This is a genomic window from Pseudomonas sp. GM60, from assembly GCF_000282415.1.
GTDB classification, from domain to species: domain Bacteria; phylum Pseudomonadota; class Gammaproteobacteria; order Pseudomonadales; family Pseudomonadaceae; genus Aquipseudomonas; species Aquipseudomonas migulae.
Genome location: NZ_AKJI01000168.1, coordinates 21,000 through 46,687 on the forward strand (window position 1 = coordinate 21,000; position 25,688 = coordinate 46,687).

Below are 25,688 nucleotides of genomic sequence, written 5' to 3' on the forward strand. Positions count from 1 at the left end.
CATGTCAAAAGGGCATTCGCTACAAGACCCTTACTTGAATACTTTACGTAAAGAGAAAGTTGGGGTGTCCATCTACCTGGTCAACGGGATCAAACTGCAAGGCACGATCGAGTCTTTCGACCAGTTCGTTATCCTGCTGAAGAACACCGTCAGCCAGATGGTTTACAAACACGCTATCTCTACAGTGGTGCCGGTTCGTCCAATTCGTCTGCCTAGCGCAACCGAATCCGAAGCAGGCGACGCTGAGCCAGGTAACGCCTGATAGGAGTCTCCTTTGTTCTTTGAGCGCCACGGTGGTGGTGAGCGAGTAATCCTCGTTCACTTGGATGGACAGGACCCTGAGGCGCGCGAAGATCCGCAGGAGTTTCAGGAATTGGCTAATTCGGCCGGCGCCGAGACCGTTGCGTTTTTTAACGTGCCGCGTCATCGGCCAACCGCCAAATTCCTGATCGGTAGCGGCAAGGTCGAGGAACTGCGCGACCTGGTCCATGCCGAAGAAGCCGATCTGGTGATCTTCAATCACACGCTTACGCCCAGTCAGGAACGTAACCTCGAACGTGTTTTCGAGTGTCGCGTGATCGACCGCACCGGTCTGATTCTCGATATTTTCGCCCAGCGCGCCCGTACCCATGAAGGCAAGCTCCAGGTAGAACTGGCCCAGCTTGACCACATGAGCACCCGGCTGGTTCGTGGCTGGACTCACCTTGAGCGTCAAGGTGGCGGTATCGGCATGCGTGGCCCGGGTGAAACCCAGCTGGAGACCGACCGTCGCTTGCTGCGGGTTCGCCTGCGACAGATCAAGGGCCGACTGGAAAAAGTGCGCAGCCAGCGCGAACAGTCGCGACGTGGCCGTACGCGTGCGGATATCCCTACCGTGTCTTTGGTGGGGTATACCAACGCCGGCAAATCCACGCTCTTCAATAACGTGACGAAATCCGACGTGTACGCGGCTGACCAGTTGTTTGCCACGCTGGACCCGACCTTGCGCCGTCTGGAGCTGGCCGACCTGGGGCCGATTGTCCTGGCCGACACCGTGGGTTTCATTCGTCACTTGCCCCACAAGCTGGTCGAGGCATTTCGGTCTACGCTCGAAGAGTCGAGCAACTCCGACCTGCTGTTGCACGTGATCGATGCGGCCGAACCGGATCGCATGTTGCAGATCGAGCAGGTGATGGTGGTGCTGGGCGAGATTGGTGCCCAGGACTTGCCGATCCTCGAGGTCTATAACAAACTCGATTTGCTTGAAGGCGTTGAGCCACAGATTCAGCGCGACGAAAGCGGCAAGCCTCAACGGGTCTGGTTGTCGGCGCGTGATGGCAGTGGTCTGGAATTGCTCGAACAAGCCATTGCCGAGTTGCTGGGCAGTGAGATGTTTATCGGTACCTTGCGCTTGCCGCAACGATTCGCTCGACTGCGTGCGCAGTTCTTCGAACTCGGGGCGGTACAGAAAGAAGAACACGACGAAGAAGGTGTCAGCTTGCTGGCCGTTCGATTGCCACGCTCGGAGCTCAATCGGCTGGTCAGCCGTGAAGGCGTTGTGCCGACAGAGTTCATCGAACAACACACTTTGCAATAAAAGCCTGAGAAAGCGGTTGTGCCGCGGTGACAGGCATTCTGTAGCATTGGTCGGCGCGCCGTGGGTGCGTCTTTGCTTTATCAGATGGAGAGCGCTATGGCTTGGAATGAGCCGGGTGGCAACTCGAATAATCAGGATCCTTGGGGTGGCAAGCGTCGCAATAACGGCGACCGCAAGGGACCACCGGATCTCGACGAGGCCTTCCGAAAGCTGCAGGAAAGCCTGAATGGGTTGTTCGGTGGTGGTAAGAAACGCGGTGATGACGGCGGTGGTCCGGGCAAGAGTGGCGGCTTTGGCGGCCTGCTCGGCATCGGCCTGGTCGTGTTGGCGGCCGTTTGGCTGTACAGCGCGGTCTATGTAGTCGACGAGCAGGAGCAAGCCGTGGTGCTGCGCTTCGGCAAGTACTACGAAACCGTCGGCCCGGGTCTGAACATCTATTTCCCGCCGATCGATCGCAAGTACCTGGAAAACGTCACGCGTGAGCGTGCGTACACCAAGCAGGGGCAAATGCTGACTGAAGACGAAAACATCGTCGAAGTACCGCTGACCGTGCAGTACAAGATCAGCAACCTGCAGGACTTCGTGCTGAGCGTCGATCAGCCGGAAATCAGCCTGCAGCACGCGACCGAAAGTGCCTTGCGCCATGTGGTGGGTTCCACCGCGATGGACCAGGTGCTGACCGAAGGTCGTGAATTGATGGCCAGCGAGATCAAGGAGCGTCTGCAACGCTTCATGGACACCTATCGCACCGGCATCACCGTCACCCAGGTCAACGTACAGAGCGCAGCGGCACCGCGTGAAGTGCAGGAAGCCTTCGATGACGTGATCCGCGCCCGTGAAGACGAGCAGCGTTCGCGCAACCAGGCTGAAACCTATGCCAACGGCGTCGTGCCGGAAGCCCGTGGTCAGGCCCAGCGCATCATCGAAGATGCCAACGGTTACCGTGACGAAACTGTCTCGCGCGCCAAGGGTGAGGCCGATCGCTTCACCAAACTGGTCGCCGAGTACCGCAAGGCACCTGAAGTCACCCGCCAGCGTCTGTACCTGGACACCATGCAGGAAGTCTTCAGCAGCACCAGCAAGGTTCTCGTGACCGGCAACAAGAATGGCCAGAGCAATCTGCTGTACTTGCCGCTGGACAAGATGGTCGAAAGTGGTCGCAACACCAGCACTTCGGTGACCGGTGCGGCAGCCACCAGCAATGAAGCGAATGCACGTGCGGCAGCTGATCTGCAGCAACAGCCTGCACGTACCAGGGAGAGTCGCTGATGAGCAATAAATCGCTGATCGCCCTTATTGTCGGCGTCGTCGTGGCGATCGCAGCCTGGAACTGCTTCTACATCGTGGCTCAGACCGAGCGTGCGGTGTTGCTGCAGTTCGGTCGCGTGGTTCAGACCGATGTTCAGCCGGGCCTGCATGTGAAAGTGCCTTACGTTAACCAGGTGCGCAAGTTCGACTCGCGCCTGATGACGCTGGATGCACCGACACAACGCTTCCTGACGCTGGAAAAGAAAGCAGTCATGGTCGATGCCTACGCCAAGTGGCGCGTGAAGGACGCTGAGCGTTACTACACCGCGACTTCCGGCCTCAAGCAGATTGCTGACGAGCGTCTTTCCCGTCGTCTGGAATCGGGCCTGCGTGACCAGTTTGGTAAACGCACGCTGCACGAAGTGGTGTCGGGTGAGCGCGATGCGCTGATGACCGATATCACCGCTTCGCTGAACAAGATGGCGGAAAAAGAGCTGGGCATCGAAGTGGTCGATGTTCGGGTCAAGGCCATCGATCTGCCGAAAGAAGTAAACCGCAGCGTGTTCGAGCGTATGAGCTCCGAGCGTGAGCGTGAAGCTCGCGAGCACCGCGCCAAGGGTAACGAGCTGGCAGAAGGCATTCGTGCCGACGCCGATCGTCAACGCCGCGTGCTGCTGGCTGAAGCCTATCGTGAGTCCGAAGAGGTTCGCGGTGATGGTGATGCCCAGGCCGCTGCGATCTACTCCAAGGCCTACGGCCAGGATCAGGAGTTCTACGGTTTCTACCGTAGCCTGCGTGCCTACCGTGAAAGCTTCGCGAACAAATCCGACGTCATGGTCCTCGACCCAAGCAGCGACTTCTTCCGTTACCTGGAAAAAGCCAAGCCTTGATACTACGTTGACCTGAATCATCCCCCGCCTGGCGGCTAAAGCCTCGGGCGGGGTGATCCTTTGGGAAAACGTGTGTATGATGCGGCAGCCGGGAAATTCCCGGCTTTTTTGCGTCTGCACGTTTGATTGCTGTTGTTTATGCAGGCGTCCGAGTTGAATGACTCGACAGGTTTTTCGAGGAAAGTGATTGGCGAAGCTTATTTTCAGGCTTTTCGCCGCGTTGTTTATGGGTGGCTTGTAAACAAAGCCGATCATTTTCTGCTTCACTCAAGGCTCGCCCATAGGCTTGCCGCCCGGACCATAGGGGAATGGCGTAATGGCAACGGTAGACCGCTGGCTGCTGCCAGATGGCATCGAAGAAGTACTGCCACCGGAAGCGGCGCGCATTGAAGTCGCGCGTCGTCAGGTGTTGGATCTGTTCCAGAGCTGGGGTTACGAGTTTGTCGTGACTCCCCATATCGAGTACCTGGAATCCTTGCTGACCGGCGCGGGCCAGGACCTCGATCTGCGTACCTTCAAGGTCATCGACCCGCAATCGGGCCGGCAGATGGGTTTCCGTGCCGACATCACGCCGCAAGTGGCGCGCATCGATGCGCATACCCTGCGTCGCGAAGGTCCGAGCCGTCTGTGCTATGCCGGCAGCGTGCTGCACGCTCAGCCACGCGCCTTGTCGTCCTCGCGCAGCCCGATTCAACTGGGCGCCGAGTTGTACGGCGATGCCAGCCCGAGCAGCGATGTGGAAGTCATCAGCCTGATGCTGGCCATGCTGCAACTGGCCGACGTGCCGGAAGTGCACATGGACCTCGGTCATGTCGGCATCTACCGTGGCCTGGCCCGCGCGGCCGGTTTGTCCGGTGAAGTTGAACAACAGTTGTTCGATGCGTTGCAACGCAAGGCCATCGACGAGGTCATTACCTTGACCGAAGGCTTGCCTGCCGATCTGTCGGGCATGCTGCGTGCGTTGGTCGATCTGTGTGGCGGCCGTGAAGTGTTGAGCGCTGCTCGCGAGCGTCTGGCGAATGCACCGGCGCCGGTTTTGGCGGCACTGGACGATTTGCTGGCGATTGCCGAGCGTTTGTCCGTGCGTTTCCCGGAACTGCCGCTGTATTTCGATCTGGGCGAGTTGCGCGGCTATCACTACCACACTGGTGTGGTGTTCGCGGTGTTCGTGCCGGGCGTTGGTCAGTCCATCGCTCAGGGCGGTCGTTACGACGACATCGGCGCTGACTTCGGTCGCGCTCGTCCGGCAACCGGTTTCTCTACCGATTTGAAAACCCTGGTGACCCTGGGGCGTGCTGAAATCGAGCTACCGTCTGGCGGTATCTGGATGCCTGACAGTACGGATGCAGCACTCTGGCAGCAGGTTTGCCAGTTGCGCAGTGAGGGTCAGCGTGTCGTTCAGGCATTGCCTGGGCAACCTTTGGCCGCCGCCCGTGAAGCGGACTGCGACCGGCAATTGATTCAGCAGAACGGGCTTTGGCAAGTATCGCCACTGGCTTCTTGAGTTTTCCTGCCGGCCCTTGGCCGGCACCAAGTTTGCGCGAATGAGGACAAGTGTTATGGGTAAGAATGTCGTAGTCCTGGGCACCCAATGGGGTGATGAGGGCAAAGGCAAGATCGTTGATCTGCTGACCGAACATGCTGCCGCCGTAGTGCGCTACCAGGGTGGCCACAACGCTGGTCATACCTTGGTGATCGATGGCGAAAAAACCGTCTTGCACCTGATCCCGTCGGGCGTGCTGCGCGAAGGCGTGCAGTGCCTGATCGGTAACGGCGTGGTGGTTGCACCCGACGCTCTGCTGCGGGAAATCATCAAGCTGGAAGAGAAAGGCGTACCGGTGCGCGAGCGTCTGCGTATCAGCCCGTCCTGCCCGCTGATCCTGTCCTTCCACGTTGCGCTGGACCAGGCCCGTGAAAAGGCCCGTGGCGAGCTGAAGATCGGTACGACCGGTCGCGGCATCGGCCCGGCCTACGAAGACAAGGTTGCGCGTCGTGGTCTGCGTGTTGGCGACCTGCTCAACATGCCGCGCTTTGAAGACAAGCTGCGTGAACTGGTGGATTACCACAACTTCATGCTGGTGGGTTACTACAAAGAGCCGGCCATCGAGTTCGAAAAGACTCTGGCCGAATGCAAAGAATACGCTGAGCTGCTCAAGCCGCTGATGCTGGACGTGACGGCCGAGCTGCACGACCTGCGTCGCGCCGGCAAAGACATCATGTTTGAAGGCGCCCAAGGTTCGTTGCTGGACATCGACCACGGCACCTACCCGTACGTGACCAGCTCTAACACCACCGCTGGCGGCGTTGCTACCGGCTCGGGTGTTGGCCCGATGTTCCTGGACTACATCCTGGGCATCACCAAGGCTTACACCACGCGTGTAGGTTCGGGTCCGTTCCCGACTGAACTGTTCGACGAAGTCGGTGCGCACCTGGCCAAACAAGGTCACGAGTTCGGTGCGACTACTGGCCGTGCTCGTCGTTGTGGCTGGTTTGACGCTGTTATCCTGCGTCGCGCTATCGATGTGAACAGCATCTCGGGCATCTGCCTGACCAAGCTGGACGTACTCGACGGTCTGGAAACCATCAACATCTGCGTCGGCTACAAAGATGCCGAAGGTAACGCTGTTGCCCCGACTGACGCTGACAGCTACGTAGGTCTGCAGCCTGTGTACGAAGAAGTGCCGGGCTGGACCGAGTCGACCGTGGGTGCCAAAGCCCTGGAAGAGCTGCCAGCTAACGCGCGCGCCTACATCAAACGCGTCGAAGAGCTGATCGGTGCACCGATCGACATTATTTCGACGGGCCCGGACCGCAACGAAACCATCGTTCTGCGTCACCCGTTCGCTTAATAAGTCGTTGATGTAAAAAACAAAGGGCCCTTAATCGGGCCCTTTGTCGTTTATGCCTGTTGGACGGCATGACCTTTGCTGTGATCTTCATTAAGTGCGCGTCTTCTGGCGTGCCATCAATTTAATGGCGTCAATGCAGAGGGATATCAAGTGTCGGCGGTTCTCTCATTGTTACAAAGCCGTCTATTGCGGCCTGTGTTCGTTACCCTTGGTATCGCCCTTTTGGTGCAGGTGCTGGTGGCTGTTGCTCTGACGCGGAGCACAGTGACTGCACTGGAAGCTGATTTGGGTGTGCGCTTGGGTGCCGACAGTCAAAAACTTTCCGGCGAGTTGGAGCAGGCGGGACGTGAAGTCACGTCGAGCCTCGACAACCTCTCCACCAGCACGCGTCAGCGCCTCACGGCCGGTTTGTCTTCGCGGCTGAAGGACGAGCAGGTGCAGCTGCGTGCGACCCTGGAAAAGGACCTGAAGGACTCCGCCAATGATATGGCGCAGCTTCTTGCTTCCGTCGCGCCCCGCGCCATGTGGGACAGCGACGTTCCCACCCTGTCCGAATTCGCCCGCCGGGCCCAGCGCAATCCCAACGTGTTGTTCGTGATCTATGACGACGCAACGGGGCAGCACCTGACGCGCTACCTCAACCGCGAAAACCCGATCAACAAGGCCCTTCTGGAGAAAGGCCAGGGCGAGCGTGCGCTGGATAAAGTGCTGGATGCGGCGAAAAACGATCCATCGGTCTACTACGTCGAAGCCTCGATCAACCCTAATGGCGTGGAAATCGGCAAAGTCTTGATGGGCGTCTCCACTGCCTCGGTGGAAACCGATCTGGTGGCGCTGGACAAGCGTTTCTCGGCACTGATCTCCAGCAGTGATCAACTGGTCGGCGACAGTCTCAAGGGCGCGGCGGCTGATAGCGCCACGGCGATGCGGGCGCGTCTGACGTCTGCTCAGTCCACCGCCTCGGAAATGAAAGCCAACACCACCAGCACCGTGCAGGAAGCCGCGGCGACCTTGCGCTGGCGCATCGGTATGGGCCTGGCACTGGTCGGTTGCGGTGTGCTGCTGTTGCTGGCGGTCGTTTTGGGTCGGCGCGTAGTCAATCGCTTGAAGCTGCTGATTGCCGCGATGGACGACCTGGCGGCGGGCGAGGGCGACTTGACCAAGCGCGTGCAGATCAACAGCAAGGACGAAATCGGCGATATGGCCTCGGCGGTCAATCGCTTTGTGGATAAGTTGCAGCCGATCGTGCGCGAAGCGGGCGATGTGGCCCAGCGTACCGGCGTGGAAATCGGCGCCATGACCCTGCGTAACGCCGGTGCCGATGCGGCGGCGGGCATGCAGCGTGACGAAGTGGCCGAAAGTTTGCGCGCCTTGTCGCAAATGGCTGATGAAGCGCAATCCGAAAGCCATGCCATGCAGGCAGCCTTGAAGCAAGTGGTGGATATCCGTTCGGCCACCGATGAAAACACCCGGACCTCGGCGAAAGTCGGCAGCCTGATCGAGGCGTTGGCTGGGCAAGTCGATACCGGCGCGAAAGTCATCGAGCGACTGGCGCAGCAAAGTGAGCAGATTGAAGTGGTGCTGACCGTGATTCACGGGATCGCCGAGCAAACCAACCTGCTGGCGCTGAACGCTGCCATTGAAGCGGCGCGTGCCGGTGAGACCGGTCGCGGCTTTGCCGTAGTGGCGGACGAAGTGCGGGCACTGGCGAGCAAGACCCAGAGCTCCACGGGCGACATTCAGGCGCACATCGTGGCGTTGCAGCAAGGTGCGCGTGAGGCGGTGGAAGTGATCGGCCAGGCCGGGCGTCAGGCCAGCGAGGGTTTGCTGGTGTTGCGTGACAGTGCGCAGTTGCAGCAATCGGTGCAGGTGTCGGTCAAGCAGGTGCATGCGGCGATTGGTCTGGCGACGCAAGCAGCGGCTCATCAGGCGCAAGGTGCGCAAGCGGTGCGGGGCCGGGTTGAAACCATTCATGCACAGGCTGAGAAGGCGGCTCAGGCGGTGGTGGAAACCACGGCTAGCGGCAAAGTGCTGGATGGCCTCGCGGCGCAGCTCAAGGCGAGCCTGGGGCAGTTCAGGGCCTGATGGATTGTTTGAACGGGCCTCTTCGCGAGCAAGCCCGCTCCCACATTCGAACGCATTCCATCTGGAGAGTCGCGGTCTAATGTGGGAGCGGGCTTGCTCGCGAAGGGGTCTCAACGACTCAAATACATCCGGGTTGTTAGCAGGTACACGGGCAATCCCGACACCAATATCAACAACGCCGCATAAGGCGCCGCCGCCGCAAACTCCACATTCGCGGTATGCGCCCAAACCTCTGTCGCCAGCGTATTGAGCCCGGTCGGACTCAGTAGCAGCGTCGCTGTCAGCTCCTTCATCGCATCCAGAAACACCAGCGCAAACGCCGCGCCCAGCGCCGGGAAAATAATCGGCAGCGTCACCCGACAAAACGCGCTGAACGACGAGGCGCCCAGCGTGCGAGCCGCTTCTTCCAGCTGTGGAGCAGCTTTGTTCAGTGCCGTGCGAATCGGTGCCTGCGCCAAGGGTAGAAACAGCAGCGCATAAGCGATCAGCAGCAACGCAGATGTCTGGTACAGCGCCGGCACATAGTGCAGGGCGAAATACACCAGCGTCAGCGCAATCACCAGTCCCGGCAGCGCATGCAACAGGTACGGCAAGCGCTCGGCCCAGATCGCCAATTGGCCTTTGTAGCGCACCACCAACAAGCCCACCGGCACCGCCAGCACCAGGCACAGCGCGGCGCCACCCAGCGAAAGCGCAAGGGACGACAGCAGCGCCTCGCTGATCGCCGCCACCGGAAACGCTGCCGACGAACCTACCGCCAGCCAGTACACCAGCATCCCCAGTGGAATGCCGCTGCCGATGATCGCCAGTGCCAGACAGTAAATCTGCCCAACAGCCGCCCAGGGTCCCAGTTGCACCTGTTCCGCCTGCCGCGCCGCGCCCTGGCCGGTGCGCACGTGCCGACCCTTGCCACGGGCTCGCAGCTCAAGCCACAACAGCATCAGGCACAGCGCGAGCAACACAGCGGAAAGCATCGCCGCATTGGCATTGCTGAATTCCAGTTCGAATTGCTGATAGATCGCCGTGGTGAACGTCTGCAAGCCAATAATCGACAGCGCGCCGAACTCAACGAGCATGTGCAGCGCGATCAGCAGCGAACCGGCGAGCAGCGACGGCCACAGCAGTGGTAGGGTGATCCTGAAAAACACGCCCCAGCGATTCTGCCCGAGCGTGCGTGCGGACTCTTCAAGCGAAGGATCGAGATTGCGCAGGGTCGCCGCCACCGGCAGAAAAATCAGCGGGTACTTGGACAGGGTCATCACCAGAATCGCCCCGCCCAAACCCTCGAAGTGCGCGCTCAGCGAGACCCAGGTAAAGCTGCTGACAAACGCCGGCACCGCAAACGGCAAGCACAGGATCACGCCCCACAATCGTCGGCCTGGCAGATTGCTGCGTTCCAGCAGCCAGGCCAGCGACAAACCGATCACGCCACAGGCGACCGTTACGCCGACCATCAGCTCCAGGGTGTTGCGCAGCAAGCCAAACACGTAGGGCCGCCACAGCAAATGCAATGCCTGGGCCCAGCCGGCTTGCCAGGTCTTGAGCCCGACATACACCAGCGGCAACACGCTGAGCAGTACCAACAGCAAAACCGGCAGCAGCAGCCAGATCGACGGCCGCTTGCGCCGTGGCACGTAGCTTCCGCGCATGGCTGGTGCAGATAGCGGTGCGCTCATCAGTTCAAGCCAACGTCGCGTTCCAGGTCCAGGGCTTCTTCGGCGTTGCCGAGGTCGGCTGGCGTGACTTTCGGTGCTTCAAGCTCGCTGAACGGCTTGAGGCCGCGGTCCGATTCCATGCCCTTGTGCAGCGGGTATTCGGCGGTGGTCTGGGTGATCACGCGCTGACCTTCTTCGCTGGCCATGTAGGCGAGGAATTGCTGGGCTTCTTTTGGGTGTTTGCTGGACTTCAGCACGGCTGCACTGGAAACGGTGATCAGCCCGCCGACGTCGCCGGCAGTGAAGTAATGCAGTTTCGAATCGAGCTGGCCTTTTTCGCGTTGCAGGGCGAACCAGTAGTAGTTGTTCACCAGCACAGTCGCGACTTCGCCGTTCTCCACGGCTTTCAAAGCGACCATGTTGTTGCTGTAGGTCTTGCCGAATGCGCGCAAGCCGGTCAGCCATTCTTCGGCTGCATCCATGCCGTGCACTTTGATGATTGCCACGGCCTGTTCCTGGAACGCGCCGCTGGTGGGCACGAAGCCAACCTTGCCTTGCCATTTCGGGTCGGAGAATTCCATCACCGATTTGGGCAGGTCTTTTTCATCGATCAGTTTGGGATTGAACGCAACCACGCGGACTCGTGCGGTGATGCCGATCCAGGTGCCATTACCGGCGACGTAGTCTTTTGGCAGTACGGCGAGGGTGGCGGCGTCGGTTTGTGCCAGCAGGCCTTGCTCGCCGAGTTTGTTCAGTGGTGGCGATTCTTCGGTGTAGATCACGTCGGCCGGGGAGCGATCGCCTTCTTCGACGATCTGGCTGGCAAGCTGGTTGCTGCTGCCTTTGCGCACATTGACGTGGATGCCGGTCTTGGCTTCGAAAGCTTTGGCGACGGCGTCGCCGACTTCCTTGTGTTGACCGTTATAGAGTGTCAGGGAAACTGGATCAGCAGCCTGGGTGAGGGGGGTAGCGAGTGCCAGGCCGAGCAGGGTGATGGTCAGGCCGCGGCGCAGGGTATTTCGAAACGTCATTCGCAGGGTTCCTCACTGTCGCATTGCAAAAACTTGAAACAATGATAAACGATATTGTTTCTCATGTGCGCCTTGCGGAGGGTGCCTGACTCCTGTAGGAGCGAGCCTGCTCGCGATGGACGTGAACGATGACGCGTGTTGTCTGGCTAAACGGGGCGCCTGTGAGTTCATCGCGAGCGGGCTCGCTCCTACAGGGGTTGTGTGGTTTTTAGAATGCCAGAAACGCAAAAACCCGCTTTCGCGGGTTTTTGTGAAATTCCAGAGCAAGCTCTGAAATTTGAATTGGTGCCCAGAAGAAGACTCGAACTTCCACGACCGTAAGGTCACCAGCACCTGAAGCTGGCGTGTCTACCAATTTCACCATCTGGGCATAATCTTCAGCGTTGCCGCTGTTGATGTGGCGCACTATACGGAGAGCAGTTTGATCTGTAAACCCCTGATTTGGTTTTAATAAATCAGAACCGTAGAATGCAAAAAACCCGCTTTCGCGGGTTTTTGTGCGAGCCTTGAAATTGATCTAATCTCAAGCTCTGAATTGGTGCCCAGAAGAAGACTCGAACTTCCACGACCTTGCGGTCACCAGCACCTGAAGCTGGCGTGTCTACCAATTTCACCATCTGGGCAGTATCGGCAACGTCTCCGTCGTCGATGGCGCGCACTATACGGAGCGTCTTTTTAACTGTAAACCCCCAGCATCAAAAAAACCTGGAAAATTTTACCAGCGGCATTTAAATCAGCTTTGCGCTGTCGATAAAGGGCTTTAGATGGGCTCTCGTAGCCTGAAATTTCCCGTTTCATTACGCCTATGCCAAACTAACCCGCATATAGACAAGGTGAAAACTCTCTAATGGCCGATTGGCAGTCCCTCGATCCCGAGGCCGCTCGTGAAGCGGAAAAATATGAAAACCCTATTCCTAGCCGCGAACTGATCCTTCAGCACCTTGCTGATCGGGGTTCGCCTGCTAACCGCGAGCAACTGGTCGAAGAGTTTGGTCTGATCACAGAAGACCAGATCGAAGCCCTGCGCCGCCGCCTGCGCGCCATGGAGCGCGACGCTCAACTCATCTATACCCGTCGTGGCACGTATGCGCCGGTGGACAAGCTCGACCTGATCCTGGGCCGCATCAGCGGTCACCGTGACGGCTTCGGCTTCCTGGTCCCGGACGACGGCAGTGACGACCTGTTCATGAGCCCGGCGCAAATGCGTCTGGTGTTCGATGGCGACCGTGCGCTGGCCCGTGTTTCCGGTCTGGACCGTCGCGGTCGCCGCGAAGGCATGATTGTCGAAGTGGTGTCCCGCGCTCACGAAACCATCGTCGGCCGTTACTTCGAAGAGGGCGGTATCGGCTTCGTGGTGGCGGACAATCCGAAGATCCAGCAAGAAGTGCTGGTTACGCCGGGCCGCAATGCCAACGCCAAAGTCGGTCAGTTCGTCGAAGTGAAGATCACTCACTGGCCGACACCACGCTTCCAGCCGCAAGGCGACGTGGTCGAAGTCGTGGGCAACTACATGGCGCCGGGCATGGAAATCGATGTCGCCCTGCGCACTTACGATATTCCGCACGTCTGGCCTGAAGCGGTCTTGAAAGAAGCCGCCAAGCTCAAGCCGGAAGTTGAAGAAAAAGACAAAGAGAAGCGCATCGACCTGCGCCATCTGCCGTTCGTGACCATCGACGGTGAAGATGCGCGCGACTTCGATGACGCGGTCTACTGCGAAGCCAAACCGGGCAAGCTGCGCCTGTTCTCCGGTGGCTGGAAGTTGTACGTGGCGATTGCCGACGTTTCCAGCTACGTGAAAATCGGTTCCGCGCTGGACAACGAATCCCAGGTTCGCGGCAACTCCGTTTACTTCCCGGAGCGCGTAGTGCCGATGCTGCCTGAGCAGCTGTCCAACGGCCTGTGCTCGCTGAATCCACATGTCGATCGTCTGGCCATGGTCTGCGAGATGACCATCTCCAAATCCGGCGAGATGACCGACTACTGCTTCTACGAAGCAGTGATTCACTCCCATGCCCGTCTGACCTATAACAAGGTCAGCACCATGCTGGAGACGCCGAAAGTTACCGAAGCGCGTCAGCTTCGTGGCGAATACACCGACGTTGTGCCGCACCTCAAGCAGCTGTATTCGCTGTACAAGGTGCTGCTGGCGGCCCGTCATGTGCGTGGTGCGATCGATTTCGAAACGCAGGAAACCCGGATCATCTTCGGTTCCGAGCGCAAGATTGCCGAAATCCGTCCGACCGTGCGCAACGATGCGCACAAGCTGATCGAGGAATGCATGCTGGCGGCCAACGTGGCCACTGCCGAATTCCTCAAGAAGCATGAAATTCCAGCACTGTATCGCGTCCACGATGGTCCTCCACCGGAGCGTCTGGAAAAACTGCGCGCCTTCCTTGGTGAGCTCGGCCTGTCCCTGCACAAAGGCAAGGACGGCCCGTCGCCGAAGGATTACCAGGCCTTGCTGGCAAGCATCAAGGATCGTCCGGATTTCCACCTGATCCAGACCGTCATGCTGCGTTCGCTGAGTCAGGCGGTGTACAGCGCTGATAACCAGGGCCACTTCGGCCTGAATTACGAAGCCTATACCCACTTCACTTCACCGATCCGCCGCTACCCGGACTTGCTCACGCACCGGGCGATCCGCAGCGTCATTCATTCGAAGATGGACACCCCGCACGTTCGCCGTGCCGGCGCGATGACCATTCCGAAGGCACGCATCTATCCGTACGACGAAGCCGCGCTGGAGCAGCTCGGCGAGCAGTGCTCGATGAGCGAGCGCCGTGCCGACGAAGCGACCCGTGACGTGGTGAACTGGCTCAAGTGCGAGTTCATGAAAGACCGCGTGGGCGAGTCGTTCCCGGGTGTGATCACCGCCGTGACCGGTTTTGGCCTGTTCGTCGAGCTGACCGATATCTACGTCGAAGGCCTGGTGCACGTCACCGCGCTGCCGGGCGATTACTACCACTTCGACCCTGTGCATCACCGCCTCGCCGGTGAGCGCACCGGTCGCAGCTTCCGCCTTGGCGACACCGTTGAAGTGCGCGTCATGCGCGTCGACCTCGACGAGCGCAAGATCGACTTCGAGATGGCTGAAAAAACCATCAGCGCACCGATCGGCCGCAAAAAGCGCGGGACTGAAACCGCTGCACCTGCTGGCAAGACTGCAGCAGAGCCGGTGCCGGCGAAAACCGGTCGTCGTCCTGCCAAGGAAAAAGCGGTCGAAGCCTATCGCCCAAGCGATGCGGCAGCGAAAAATGCTGAGCTGCGCAAAAGCCGTGAAATGAAGCAGGCGTTGCTGTCTGAAGCGAAAAGCGGCGGTAAAGCGGCGTCTGGGGGAAAGACCGGACGGTCGGCGCCTGACAAGGCTCCCGGCAGCAAGCCAAGCAAACACCGTAAAGGCCCGCCGAAAGCGGGCTCGGCCCCAGCCAAAAGCGGCGGGGCGCGTAAACCTAAGGCCAAGTCATGAGTCAGTTGGAAAAAATCTACGGCGTGCATGCAGTAGAAGCATTGCTGCGTCACCACCCGAAACGCGTCAAGCAGATCTGGCTGGCGGAAGGTCGCAGTGATCCGCGGGTTCAGACGCTGATCGCGCTCGCGGCCGAAAACCGCGTGGCCGTCGGCAATGCCGAACGTCGCGAGCTGGATGCCTGGGTTGAAGGCGTGCACCAGGGCGTGGTGGCGGACGTGAGTCCGAGCCAGGTCTGGGGCGAGGCAATGCTCGACGAGCTGCTCGATCGCACCGATGGCGCACCGCTGTTGCTGGTGCTCGACGGCGTGACCGATCCGCACAACCTCGGTGCTTGCCTGCGTTCGGCCGATGCGGCCGGTGCGCTGGCGGTGATCGTGCCGAAAGACAAGTCGGCCACGCTGACTCCAACGGTACGAAAAGTCGCCTGTGGCGCGGCGGAAGTGATTCCGTTGGTCGCCGTAACCAACCTGGCGCGCACCCTGGAAAAACTCAAGCAGCGCGGCTTGTGGGTTGTCGGTACGGCGGGCGAAGCCGAGCAGAGCCTGTATCAGCAAGACATGACCGGGCCGACCATCCTGATCATGGGCGCGGAAGGCAGCGGCATGCGTCGCCTGACCCGCGATCTTTGCGACTACCTGGTGCATCTGCCGATGGCCGGCAGCGTCAGCAGTCTCAACGTTTCCGTGGCGACCGGCGTCTGCCTGTTCGAAGCGCAGCGCCAGCGCAGCGTAAAAGCCGCCGGATCCGCCAAAAAGTCCTGACACTCCCTTGTAGGAGCCAGCTTGCTGGCGATCCAGGCGCCTCGGTCCATTTGAAAGACCGCGTCGCCTGGATCGCCGGCAAGCCGGCTCCTACAGGTATGGGGTTGTTGGTGGTTGTTCAAATAATCACCAATTGCCTTGCACCTCTTCTGTCCCTTCTCTACAATTGCGCCCCTTGCTGTGACGGCAGGCACGCATGTGTCTATCGCAAGCAAGTCCATAAGTGTCATTCACTCCTTGTCTGACCGCTTTTGAGCGGCAGGCTACAACCCGTAAGGAGCATTCATGCGTCATTACGAAATCATCTTTTTGGTCCACCCGGATCAAAGCGAGCAAGTCGGCGGCATGGTTGAGCGTTACACCAAGCTGATCGAAGAAGACGGCGGCAAAATCCACCGTCTGGAAGATTGGGGCCGTCGTCAACTGGCCTACGCAATCAACAATGTTCACAAGGCTCACTACGTGATGCTGAACGTTGAGTGCACTGGCAAGGCCCTGGCCGAGCTGGAAGACAACTTCCGCTACAACGATGCAGTGATCCGTAACCTGGTCATCCGTCGCGAAGAAGCCGTTACCGGCCAATCCGAGATGCTCAAGGCTGAAGAAAACCGCAGTGAGCGCCGTGAGCGTCGCGACCGTCCTGAGCACTCCGACGCCGAAGGCGTTGATGGTGATGACAGCGACAACAGCGATAACGCTGACGAGTAATCCACGGACCTTTTGAGGAGCCTATTACATGGCACGTTTCTTCCGTCGTCGTAAATTCTGCCGCTTCACCGCTGAAGACGTGAAAGAGATCGATTACAAAGATCTCAACACTCTGAAAGCCTACGTATCCGAGACCGGCAAAATCGTTCCAAGCCGCATCACCGGTACCAAAGCTCGTTATCAGCGTCAGCTGGCCACCGCTATCAAGCGCGCCCGCTTCCTGGCCCTGCTGGCCTACACCGACAGCCACGGCCGCTGAGACCGGGCAGTCGACACGTAGCAAAGGATTGAATGCATGCGTGCCATAGCTGAGTTCATCATGCGCGGCCGTATGCAGGCCACTCTCGTAGTGGCCGGATGCGCAACATTGCCGTTGTTGTATTGGTTGGGTGCTGCCGCTGGATGCCTAGTGCTCCTGCGGCGCGGATTGAAGGACGCCCTTGGCGTACTTGCTCTGGGACTGCTGCCGGCGTTGATCTGGTGGCTTTACTCCGATGACCCACGGGCACTTCTGGTGCTGCTGGGGTCTTCGAGCCTTGCGTTGGTTTTGCGCGCAAGCGAGTCCTGGAACCGCGTGCTGCTGGTCAGCATAGCGATGGGAGTGGTGTTTGCAGTGGTGCTGGGGACAGTTTTTGCTCCCCAAATCGAGATGCTGGCGCAGGCCTTGATAAAGGTCATGCCGTCGCTACTCGGTGATGTCTACCAGAAGTTGTCGGTAGACGAGCAAGCGCATTTTGCGTCCCTGATTGCACCGGTCCTGACTGGCCTGATTGCGGCCTTGTTGCAAATCGTCAGTGTGCTGAGCCTGATTGTCGGGCGCTACTGGCAGGCGTTGTTGTACAACCCGGGTGGTTTTGGTCGCGAATTTCGCGCCATCCGATTCCCGCTGGGGCTGGCGATGTTACTGCTGGCGTTCATGCTTCTGGGGCCGAACATCGGCCCGCAGATGGCCATGTTGACGCCGTTGTGCAGTGTACCGCTGGTGTTCGCCGGGCTGGCCCTGATTCACGGGCTGGTGGCGCAAAAGCGACTGGCCAGATTCTGGCTGGTGGGGTTGTACGTCACGCTGTTGCTGTTCATGCAGCTGATCTATCCGTTGCTGGTGGTCCTGGCCATCGTCGACAGCCTGATTGATTTTCGCGGTCGTTCGACGCCGAAAGACGTCGATAGCGCGAACGGTGAAGGTTAAAAGTTAAGAGGATTTTCACATGCAACTGATCCTTCTGGAAAAAGTCACCAACCTGGGCAACCTGGGTGACAAAGTAAACGTTAAGGCTGGTTACGGTCGTAACTACCTGCTGCCTTACGGCAAAGCTACCGCCGCGACCCCAGCCAACCTGGCTGCGTTCGAAGAGCGTCGCGCTGAGCTGGAAAAAGCCGCAGCAGACCGTAAAACTTCGGCTGAAAGCCGTGCCGCCCAACTGGCTGAGCTGGAAGTGACTATCACTGCCACCGCTGGTGACGAAGGCAAGCTGTTCGGTTCGATCGGTACTCACGACATCGCTGATGCACTGACCGCCTCTGGCGTTGAAGTTGCAAAAAGCGAAGTTCGTCTGCCGAACGGCACCATCCGCAACGTAGGCGAATTCGACGTAGCCGTGCACCTGCACGCCGAAGTTGAAGCCACCGTACGCGTTGTCGTGGTAGCAGCTTAAGCAGCACTTGTCGGCTGGCACCCTCGGGTGCTTGCCGGTAACATCGGGCACGATCCTGTTTACAGGTCGTGCCCTTTGTCTTTCTGCAGTTCCTGATTTTCACAACTATTCAAGTGGCCATGAACGATATCTCCGCTCCCGAGCAATACGATCTGCAAACCGCTTCCCTGAAGGTGCCGCCGCATTCCATCGAGGCCGAACAGGCCGTGCTCGGTGGTTTGATGCTGGACAACAACGCCTGGGAGCGCGTGCTCGATCAAGTCTCCGACGGCGATTTCTATCGACATGACCACCGCCTGATTTTCCGCGCGATCGCCAAACTCGCCGACCAGAACTCCCCGATCGACGTCGTGACCCTTGCCGAGCAATTGGACAAGGAAGGTCAGACCTCGCAGGTCGGTGGCCTCGGTTACCTCGGTGAACTGGCGAAAAACACGCCGTCCGTCGCCAACATCAAGGCGTATGCGCAGATCGTTCGCGCGCGAGCGACGTTGCGGCAGTTGATCGGCATCGCCACCGAGATTGCCGACAGCGCCTTCAACCCGGAAGGTCGCACTGCTGAAGAGATTCTCGACGAAGCCGAGCGGCAGATCTTCCAGATCGCCGAGGCCCGGCCTAAAACCGGCGGCCCGGTGAGCGTGAATGACCTGCTGACCAAGGCCATCGACCGCATCGACACCTTGTTCAACACCGATAACGCCATTACTGGCTTGTCCACCGGTTACACCGACCTCGACGAGAAGACCAGCGGCCTGCAGCCGGCCGACTTGATCATCGTCGCTGGCCGTCCGTCGATGGGTAAAACCACCTTTGCGATGAACCTGGTGGAAAACGCCGTGTTGCGCAGCGACAAGTGCGTACTGGTTTACTCGCTCGAGATGCCAGGCGAATCGCTGATCATGCGTATGTTGTCGTCCCTCGGCCGTATCGACCAGACCAAGGTCCGTGCCGGTCGCCTGGACGACGACGATTGGCCGCGCCTGACATCGGCGGTCAACCTGCTCAACGACCGCAAGCTGTTCATCGACGATACGGCGGGTATCAGCCCGTCGGAAATGCGTGCGCGGACCCGGCGTCTGGTGCGTGAGCACGGCGATGTCGCCCTGATCATGATCGACTACCTGCAATTGATGCAGATTCCGGGCTCCGGTGGTGACAACCGGACCAACGAGATTTCCGAGATCTCGCGTTCCTTGAAGGCCCTGGCCAAGGAATTCAATTGCCCGGTGGTGGCACTGTCCCAGCTCAACCGCTCCCTGGAGCAACGACCGAACAAACGGCCGATCAACTCCGACCTCCGGGAATCCGGAGCGATCGAGCAGGATGCCGACGTCATCATGTTCGTGTACCGGGATGAGGTTTATCACCCGGAAACCGAACACAAAGGCATCGCCGAAATCATTATCGGCAAGCAGCGGAACGGCCCGATCGGCACGTCGCGACTGGCGTTCATCGGTAAGTACACCCGCTTCGAAAACCTGGCGCCGGGTAGCTACAACTTCGACGACGAGTAATCTTCTGTAGGAGCGAGCCTGCTCGCGAAAAACGTGAGAGCGCCGAGTTCATTCAGGAAGGGCGCGTCATCGTTGACGTCCATCGCGAGCAGGCTCGCTCCTACATAGAGCGCAAAGCAATTTCCGACCATAACCGTCGGAATTGGTCATTTTTTGTGCTATATTCCGCGCCCGCGATTTTTCATCTCAACACCGGTCATCGTCATGCAAACAGCCAAGCCGTTATTTGACTATCCCAAGTACTGGGCCGAATGCTTCGGTCCAGCGCCATTCCTGCCAATGAGCAGGGAGGAGATGGATCAGCTTGGCTGGGATTCATGCGACATCATCATCGTCACCGGTGATGCCTACGTTGACCATCCGTCGTTCGGCATGGCGATCATCGGCCGGCTGCTGGAGTCCCAGGGCTTCCGCGTCGGGATCATTGCCCAGCCGAACTGGCAGTCCAAAGACGACTTCATGAAGCTCGGCGAGCCGAACCTGTTCTTCGGTGTCGCGGCCGGCAACATGGACTCGATGATCAACCGCTATACCGCCGACAAGAAGATCCGTTCCGACGACGCCTACACCCCCGGTGGCCTGGCGGGCAAACGTCCGGATCGCGCGAGCCTGGTTTACAGCCAGCGCTGTAAGGAAGCCTACAAGAACGTGCCGATCGTACTCGGTGGCATCGAAGCGTCCCTGCGCCGCATCGCCCACTACGACTACTGGCAGGACCGGGTGCGCAACTCGATCCTGATCGACGCCTGTGCCGACATCCTGCTCTACGGCAACGCCGAGCGTGCGATTGTCGAAGTCGCCCAGCGCCTGTCCTACGGTCACAAGATCGAAGACATCACCGATGTGCGCGGCACCGCGTTCATCCGTCGCGATACGCCGAAAGACTGGTACGAAGTCGACTCCACGCGCATCGACCGTCCGGGCAAGATCGACAAGATCATCAACCCGTACGTGAACACCCAGGACACTCAAGCCTGCGCCATCGAGCAGGAAAAGGGGCCGGTTGAAGACCCGAGCGAAGCCAAGGTCGTGCAGATTCTGGCCAGCCCGAAAATGACCCGCGACAAGACGGTGATTCGTCTGCCGTCGGTCGAGAAGGTTCGTGGCGATGCGGTGCTTTACGCTCACGCCAACCGCGTGCTTCACCTGGAAACCAACCCGGGCAACGCCCGCGCGCTGGTGCAGAAGCACGGCGAAGTCGACGTCTGGTTCAACCCGCCGCCGATTCCGATGACCACCGAAGAAATGGACTACGTGTTCGGCATGCCTTACGCACGTATTCCGCACCCGGCGTACGGCAAGGAAAAAATCCCTGCCTACGACATGATCCGCTTCTCGGTGAACATCATGCGTGGCTGCTTCGGCGGCTGCACCTTCTGCTCGATCACCGAGCACGAAGGCCGGATCATCCAGAACCGTTCCGAAGAGTCGATCATTCGCGAAATCGAAGAGATTCGCGACAAGGTGCCAGGTTTCACCGGCGTCATTTCCGACCTCGGCGGCCCGACCGCGAACATGTACCGCATCGCCTGCAAGAGCCCGGAAATCGAATCCGCGTGCCGTAAGCCATCGTGCGTGTTCCCTGGCATCTGCCCGAACCTGAACACCGACCACTCGTCGCTGATCCAGCTGTATCGCAGCGCCCGTGCGTTGCCGGGTGTGAAGAAGATTTTGATCGCGTCCGGTCTGCGCTACGACCTCGCCGTCGAGTCGCCGGAATACGTCAAGGAGCTGGTGACCCACCACGTTGGTGGTTACCTGAAGATCGCCCCGGAACACACCGAGGAAGGTCCGCTCAATCAGATGATGAAACCGGGCATCGGCAGCTATGACAAGTTCAAGCGCATGTTCGAGAAGTACTCCAAGGAAGCCGGGAAAGAGCAGTACCTGATTCCGTACTTCATTGCCGCTCACCCGGGCACCACCGACGAAGACATGATGAACCTGGCCCTGTGGCTCAAGGGCAACGGCTTCCGTGCCGACCAGGTGCAGGCGTTCTACCCGTCGCCGATGGCCACCGCCACCGCGATGTACCACTCGGGCAAGAACCCGCTGCGTAAGGTCACTTACAAGAGCGACGCCGTGACCATCGTCAAGAGCGAAGAGCAGCGTCGTCTGCACAAGGCGTTCTTGCGTTACCACGACCCGAAAGGCTGGCCGATGCTGCGTGAAGCGCTGACCCGCATGGGCCGCGCCGACCTGATCGGGCCGGGCAAGAACCAGTTGATCCCGCTGCATCAGCCAGCGACCGACAGCTACCAGAGCGCCCGTCGCAAGAACTCGACGCCGGCCGGCAGTCACAAGGTCGCGGGTGAGAAGACCACCAAGATCCTGACCCAGCACACCGGTCTGCCACCGCGTGCCAGCGATGGTGGTAACCCGTGGGACAAGCGTGAACAGGCCAAGGCAGCGGCATTCGCCCGCAACCAGCAGGCGGCCAAAGAGCGCAAGGATGCAGCCAAAGGCAAAGGGCCGAAGCCTGCGCGCAAGCCGGTTGTGCCGCGCTAAGCCTCACTTGAGCTGAACAGAACGCCAACCTTCGGGTTGGCGTTTTGCTGTCTGGCGCATAAAGATCGGGCGTCAGCGCGGGAATCTCTGTGGGGACAACTGGCCTCATCGCGAGCAGGCTCGCTCCCACAGGTTTTTCTTTGGATGCAGAATTTGTGAACGACAGAGATCATTGTGGGAGCGAGCCTGCTCGCGATGAGGCCACTACAGCCGAAGCCAATTCCAGCTGACAGCCCACTGGTCGCCACATTTGCGTGCAACGCCCCCAAACCAATTCCTGCATCGCCCGATTTTGGTGCTGTACTGCCTCAAGCAACCGGAGAAAGCGCCAGCGCCACTGGATGGCATAAGTCTTGCGCGCTTTCGAATACGCTTAAGGCTCGCAGGAGGCACGCCGTGTCGATTCATGTCGCATTGCACCACGTCACGCATTACCGCTACGACCGCGCTGTCGAGCTCGGTCCGCAGATTGTTCGCCTGCGCCCGGCCGCCCACAGTCGTACGCGGATACTGTCGTATGCGCTGAAAGTCTCGCCCGAGCAGCACTTCATTAACTGGCAGCAAGACCCCCAAGGTAATTACCTGGCGCGTCTGGTGTTCCCGGAGAAAACCGAGGAACTGCGGATCGAGGTCGATCTGCTGGCGGAAATGGCCGTGTTCAATCCGTTCGACTTCTTCCTCGAACCCTACGCGGAAAAAATCCCGTTTGCCTACGCCGCGGACGAGCGCAAGGAACTGGCGCCGTACCTGGAAACCCTGCCGCTGACGCCGAAATTCAAGGCCTATCTGGACGGCATCGATCGCACGCCGCTGCCCAGCGTGGATTTCCTCGTCGCGCTCAATCAGCGCCTGAGCGAGGACATCGGTTACCTGATCCGCATGGAGCCCGGCGTGCAGACGCCTGAACACACCCTCGAACATGCCTCCGGTTCCTGCCGCGACTCGGCGTGGCTGCTGGTGCAGCTGCTGCGTAACCTGGGTCTGGCGGCGCGTTTTGTCTCCGGCTATCTGATTCAACTGACCGCCGACGTCAAAAGCCTCGACGGCCCGTCGGGCACCGAAGTGGATTTCACCGATTTGCACGCCTGGTGCGAGGTCTATTTACCCGGTGCCGGCTGGATCGGCCTGGATGCGACCTCAGGCCTGTTTGCCGGTGAAGGACATATTCCGTTGGCGTGTAGTCCCGATCCGGGCTCTGCGGCACCGATCAGTGGCTTGGTGGAACCGTGCGAGTGCGAATTCACCCACGAAATGTCCGTTGAGCGGATTTGGGAGGCGCCGCGCGTCACCAAGCCCTACACCGAAGATCAATGGCTGGCGATCCAGGCGCTGGGCCGGCAGATTGATGCCGACCTGCTGGAAGGCGACGTACGCCTGACCATGGGCGGCGAGCCGACCTTCGTCTCCATCGACGATCCGGACGGCGCTGAGTGGAACACTGCCGCGCTGGGGCCAGACAAGCGGCGTTTGTCCGCCGAGCTGTTCCAGCGAATGCGCAAACATTACGCACCCAAAGGGCTGGTGCATTTCGGTCAAGGCAAGTGGTACCCCGGTGAGCAACTGCCGCGCTGGTCGCTGAATTGCTACTGGCGCCGCGACGGTGTGCCGATCTGGCACAACAGCGCGCTCATTGCCGATGAGCAAGAAGACTACGGTGCCGATGGCGAACTGGCCGGGCGTTTTCTGGCGAGTGTCGCCGAACGTCTGAAAATTCCGACACGCTTTGTGTTCCCGGCCTACGAAGACAATTTCTATTACCTCTGGCGCGAAGGCACTTTGCCGCAGAACGTCAGCGCCGAAGATTCGCGTCTGGAAGAACCCTTGGAGCGTGCGCGACTGCGCAAAGTCTTCAGCCAGGGACTGGATAAAGTGATCGGCCAGGTGTTGCCACTGGCGCGCACGGCCAAGGGCGATCAGTGGCAAAGCGGTCGCTGGTATCTGCGCGACGAGCACTGTCGGCTGGTGCCGGGCGATTCGCCACTGGGTTATCGCTTGCCGCTGGGCTCGCAGCCGTGGGTGAAAGCCGCCGAGTATCCCTTTATCTATCCCAACGATCCCAATCAGGAATTCCCGGCGCTCCCGGATACTCAGCAGTTGAGCAACCCCGCCGCCGCGGCCGAAGCGGTCGAGCGTGATCTGAAAATCGACGAATCCGCCGATTGGCTGACGCGCACGGCGTTCTGCGCCGAGGCGCGGGAGGGGCGGTTGTACTTGTTCATGCCGCCGCTGGAGCGGGTCGAGGATTATCTGGAGCTGGTCACTGCAATCGAGGCCACGGCTGAGGAACTGCATTGTCCGGTGCTGCTGGAAGGCTATGAACCGCCAAGCGATCCGCGCCTGAGCAACTTTCGCATTACCCCGGACCCAGGCGTGATCGAGGTCAACGTGCAGCCGTCCGCGACCTGGGATGAACTGGTCGAGCGCACCGAGTTTCTCTACGAAGAAGCGCGCCAGACGCGGCTGACCACTGAAAAATTCATGATCGACGGCCGACACACCGGCACCGGCGGCGGTAACCATTTCGTACTGGGCGGCGCGACACCGGCTGACTCACCGTTCCTGCGCCGTCCCGATTTGCTGCGCAGCCTGATCAGTTACTGGCATAACCACCCGTCGTTGTCCTACCTGTTTTCCGGATTGTTCATCGGCCCGACGTCTCAGGCGCCGCGCGTCGATGAAGCGCGCAACGATGCGTTGTACGAGCTGGAAATCGCTTTCGCCCAGATGCCTCAACCCGGCGAGGAATGCGCACCGTGGCTGGTCGACCGGCTGCTGCGCAACCTGTTGATCGACGTGACGGGTAACACTCATCGCGCGGAATTCTGCATCGACAAGCTTTATTCACCCGATGGCGCAACGGGGCGCCTTGGCTTGCTGGAGTTGCGCGCTTTTGAAATGCCGCCTCACGCGCGCATGAGCCTGGCTCAGCAGTTGTTGCTGCGAGCGCTGGTTGCACGGTTCTGGCGCGAGCCTTATGCGCCGCCGAAACTGGCGCGCTGGGGCACGGAATTGCATGACCGGTTCCTGTTGCCACACTTTATCGAGCAGGATTTCGCTGATGTGATCGTCGACCTCAATGCCGCGGGTTATCCGGTGCGGGCCGAGTGGTTCGCGGCGCATCTGGAGTTTCGCTTTCCCAAGGTCGGCGATTACGCCGTCAGCGGCATCGAACTGGAAGTGCGTCAGGCGCTGGAGCCTTGGCATGTACTGGGCGAGGAGGGCGCGGTCGGCGGCACGGTGCGCTACGTGGATTCATCCCTGGAGCGCTTGCAGGTGAAACTCACCGGCCTGGCACCGCAGCGCTATTTGCTGACCTGCAACGGCGTTCCGGTGCCTTTGCAGCCGACCGGTCGGGTTGGCGAGTTCGTTGCAGGCGTGCGCTTTCGTGCCTGGCAGCCGGCCAACTGTCTGCAACCGACAATCCCGGTCCATGCACCGCTGGTGTTCGACCTGCTCGACACCTGGATGCAGCGTTCGCTGGGGGGGTGTCAGTACCACGTCGCCCATCCGGGCGGGCGCAACTATGACAGCTTGCCGGTGAACGCCAATGAAGCCGAGAGTCGGAGGATGGCGCGTTTCTTCCGCATCGGACACAGCCCGGGGAAACTTCCTATACCAATTCTGGAAATAAACGACGAGCTGCCGATGACTCTCGATTTGCGACGTTTCTAAACCGTACGCGACGCTCGGATTTTTCGTATATCCGGGCGTCATGAGCGTGCGTTAGTCTGACCGTTCC

At 59.7% G+C, this 25,688-nt stretch carries 18 protein-coding genes and 2 tRNA genes; 16 read left to right on the forward strand and 4 right to left on the reverse strand.

What is annotated here, in order from left to right:
- Window position 1: 1 nt before the first annotated feature.
- The 7 genes from hfq to PMI32_RS01130 all read left to right on the forward strand — a co-directional run bounded on the left by hfq (window position 2) and on the right by PMI32_RS01130 (window position 8,648).
- Window positions 2–262 (forward strand): RNA chaperone Hfq, encoded by a 261-nt coding sequence (hfq, locus tag PMI32_RS01160; RefSeq protein ID WP_007902656.1) that lies wholly within the window; start codon window positions 2–4, stop codon window positions 260–262.
- A gap of 12 nt (window positions 263–274) precedes the next feature.
- Window positions 275–1,576 (forward strand): ribosome rescue GTPase HflX, encoded by a 1,302-nt coding sequence (gene hflX / locus PMI32_RS01155; RefSeq protein ID WP_008035321.1) that lies wholly within the window; start codon window positions 275–277, stop codon window positions 1,574–1,576.
- A gap of 96 nt (window positions 1,577–1,672) precedes the next feature.
- Window positions 1,673–2,845, forward strand: a complete 1,173-nt coding sequence (gene hflK / locus PMI32_RS01150; RefSeq protein WP_008035322.1) for an FtsH protease activity modulator HflK — start codon at window positions 1,673–1,675, stop codon at window positions 2,843–2,845.
- Window positions 2,845–3,714 (forward strand): protease modulator HflC, encoded by an 870-nt coding sequence (gene hflC / locus PMI32_RS01145; RefSeq protein ID WP_008035323.1) that lies wholly within the window; start codon window positions 2,845–2,847, stop codon window positions 3,712–3,714. Before hflK ends, hflC begins: the two co-directional genes overlap by 1 nt.
- Window positions 3,715–4,030: 316 nt before the next feature.
- Window positions 4,031–5,218 (forward strand): ATP phosphoribosyltransferase regulatory subunit, encoded by a 1,188-nt coding sequence (locus tag PMI32_RS01140; protein WP_008035324.1) that lies wholly within the window; start codon window positions 4,031–4,033, stop codon window positions 5,216–5,218.
- Between the two features lie 55 nt (window positions 5,219–5,273).
- Window positions 5,274–6,563: an adenylosuccinate synthase gene (locus PMI32_RS01135; protein WP_008035326.1), complete on the forward strand. Its 1,290-nt coding sequence runs from the start codon at window positions 5,274–5,276 to the stop codon at window positions 6,561–6,563.
- Between the two features lie 150 nt (window positions 6,564–6,713).
- The gene (locus PMI32_RS01130) at window positions 6,714–8,648 is read left to right on the forward strand and encodes a methyl-accepting chemotaxis protein (protein ID WP_008035328.1); all 1,935 of its coding nucleotides are present in this window, start codon (window positions 6,714–6,716) and stop codon (window positions 8,646–8,648) included.
- Window positions 8,649–8,758: 110 nt separating this feature from the next.
- Here the strand turns inward: PMI32_RS01130 and PMI32_RS01125 are convergent, their stop codons facing one another.
- The 4 genes from PMI32_RS01125 to PMI32_RS01110 form a co-directional block, all read right to left on the reverse strand.
- Window positions 8,759–10,324, reverse strand: coding sequence for an ABC transporter permease (locus PMI32_RS01125; RefSeq protein WP_008035330.1), 1,566 nt, complete (start codon window positions 10,322–10,324; stop codon window positions 8,759–8,761).
- Window positions 10,324–11,334 carry an extracellular solute-binding protein gene (locus tag PMI32_RS01120; protein ID WP_008035332.1) on the reverse strand — a complete coding sequence of 337 codons (1,011 nt, stop codon included), beginning with the start codon at window positions 11,332–11,334 and terminating at the stop codon, window positions 10,324–10,326. Before PMI32_RS01120 ends, PMI32_RS01125 begins: the two co-directional genes overlap by 1 nt.
- 283 nt (window positions 11,335–11,617) lie before the next feature.
- Window positions 11,618–11,704: transfer RNA gene (locus PMI32_RS01115), tRNA-Leu, on the reverse strand.
- A gap of 166 nt (window positions 11,705–11,870) precedes the next feature.
- Window positions 11,871–11,957, reverse strand: a tRNA-Leu gene (locus PMI32_RS01110).
- A 224-nt stretch (window positions 11,958–12,181) separates the two neighbouring features.
- Between PMI32_RS01110 and rnr the strand changes: the two genes are divergently transcribed.
- The 9 genes from rnr (at window position 12,182) to PMI32_RS01065 (ending at window position 25,621) form a co-directional block, all read left to right on the forward strand.
- Window positions 12,182–14,800 carry a ribonuclease R gene (gene rnr / locus PMI32_RS01105; protein WP_008035337.1) on the forward strand — a complete coding sequence of 873 codons (2,619 nt, stop codon included), beginning with the start codon at window positions 12,182–12,184 and terminating at the stop codon, window positions 14,798–14,800.
- Window positions 14,797–15,564: a 23S rRNA (guanosine(2251)-2'-O)-methyltransferase RlmB gene (gene rlmB, locus PMI32_RS01100; RefSeq protein ID WP_008035339.1), complete on the forward strand. Its 768-nt coding sequence runs from the start codon at window positions 14,797–14,799 to the stop codon at window positions 15,562–15,564. Before rnr ends, rlmB begins: the two co-directional genes overlap by 4 nt.
- A 285-nt stretch (window positions 15,565–15,849) precedes the next feature.
- Window positions 15,850–16,272 (forward strand): 30S ribosomal protein S6, encoded by a 423-nt coding sequence (gene rpsF, locus PMI32_RS01095; protein WP_008035342.1) that lies wholly within the window; start codon window positions 15,850–15,852, stop codon window positions 16,270–16,272.
- A gap of 28 nt (window positions 16,273–16,300) precedes the next feature.
- Entirely contained in the window at window positions 16,301–16,531 is a 231-nt protein-coding gene (rpsR, locus tag PMI32_RS01090; protein ID WP_002551829.1) for a 30S ribosomal protein S18, read from the forward strand.
- A gap of 36 nt (window positions 16,532–16,567) precedes the next feature.
- Window positions 16,568–17,461 carry a YybS family protein gene (locus PMI32_RS01085; protein ID WP_008035345.1) on the forward strand — a complete coding sequence of 298 codons (894 nt, stop codon included), beginning with the start codon at window positions 16,568–16,570 and terminating at the stop codon, window positions 17,459–17,461.
- A 19-nt stretch (window positions 17,462–17,480) separates the two neighbouring features.
- Entirely contained in the window at window positions 17,481–17,927 is a 447-nt protein-coding gene (gene rplI / locus PMI32_RS01080; RefSeq protein WP_008035347.1) for a 50S ribosomal protein L9, read from the forward strand.
- A 119-nt stretch (window positions 17,928–18,046) separates the two neighbouring features.
- Window positions 18,047–19,441, forward strand: a complete 1,395-nt coding sequence (dnaB, locus tag PMI32_RS01075) for a replicative DNA helicase (protein ID WP_008035349.1) — start codon at window positions 18,047–18,049, stop codon at window positions 19,439–19,441.
- Between the two features lie 204 nt (window positions 19,442–19,645).
- Entirely contained in the window at window positions 19,646–21,949 is a 2,304-nt protein-coding gene (locus tag PMI32_RS01070) for a YgiQ family radical SAM protein (RefSeq protein ID WP_008035358.1), read from the forward strand.
- A 396-nt stretch (window positions 21,950–22,345) separates the two neighbouring features.
- Window positions 22,346–25,621 (forward strand): transglutaminase family protein, encoded by a 3,276-nt coding sequence (locus PMI32_RS01065; RefSeq protein ID WP_008035359.1) that lies wholly within the window; start codon window positions 22,346–22,348, stop codon window positions 25,619–25,621.
- Window positions 25,622–25,688: the final 67 nt, after the last annotated feature.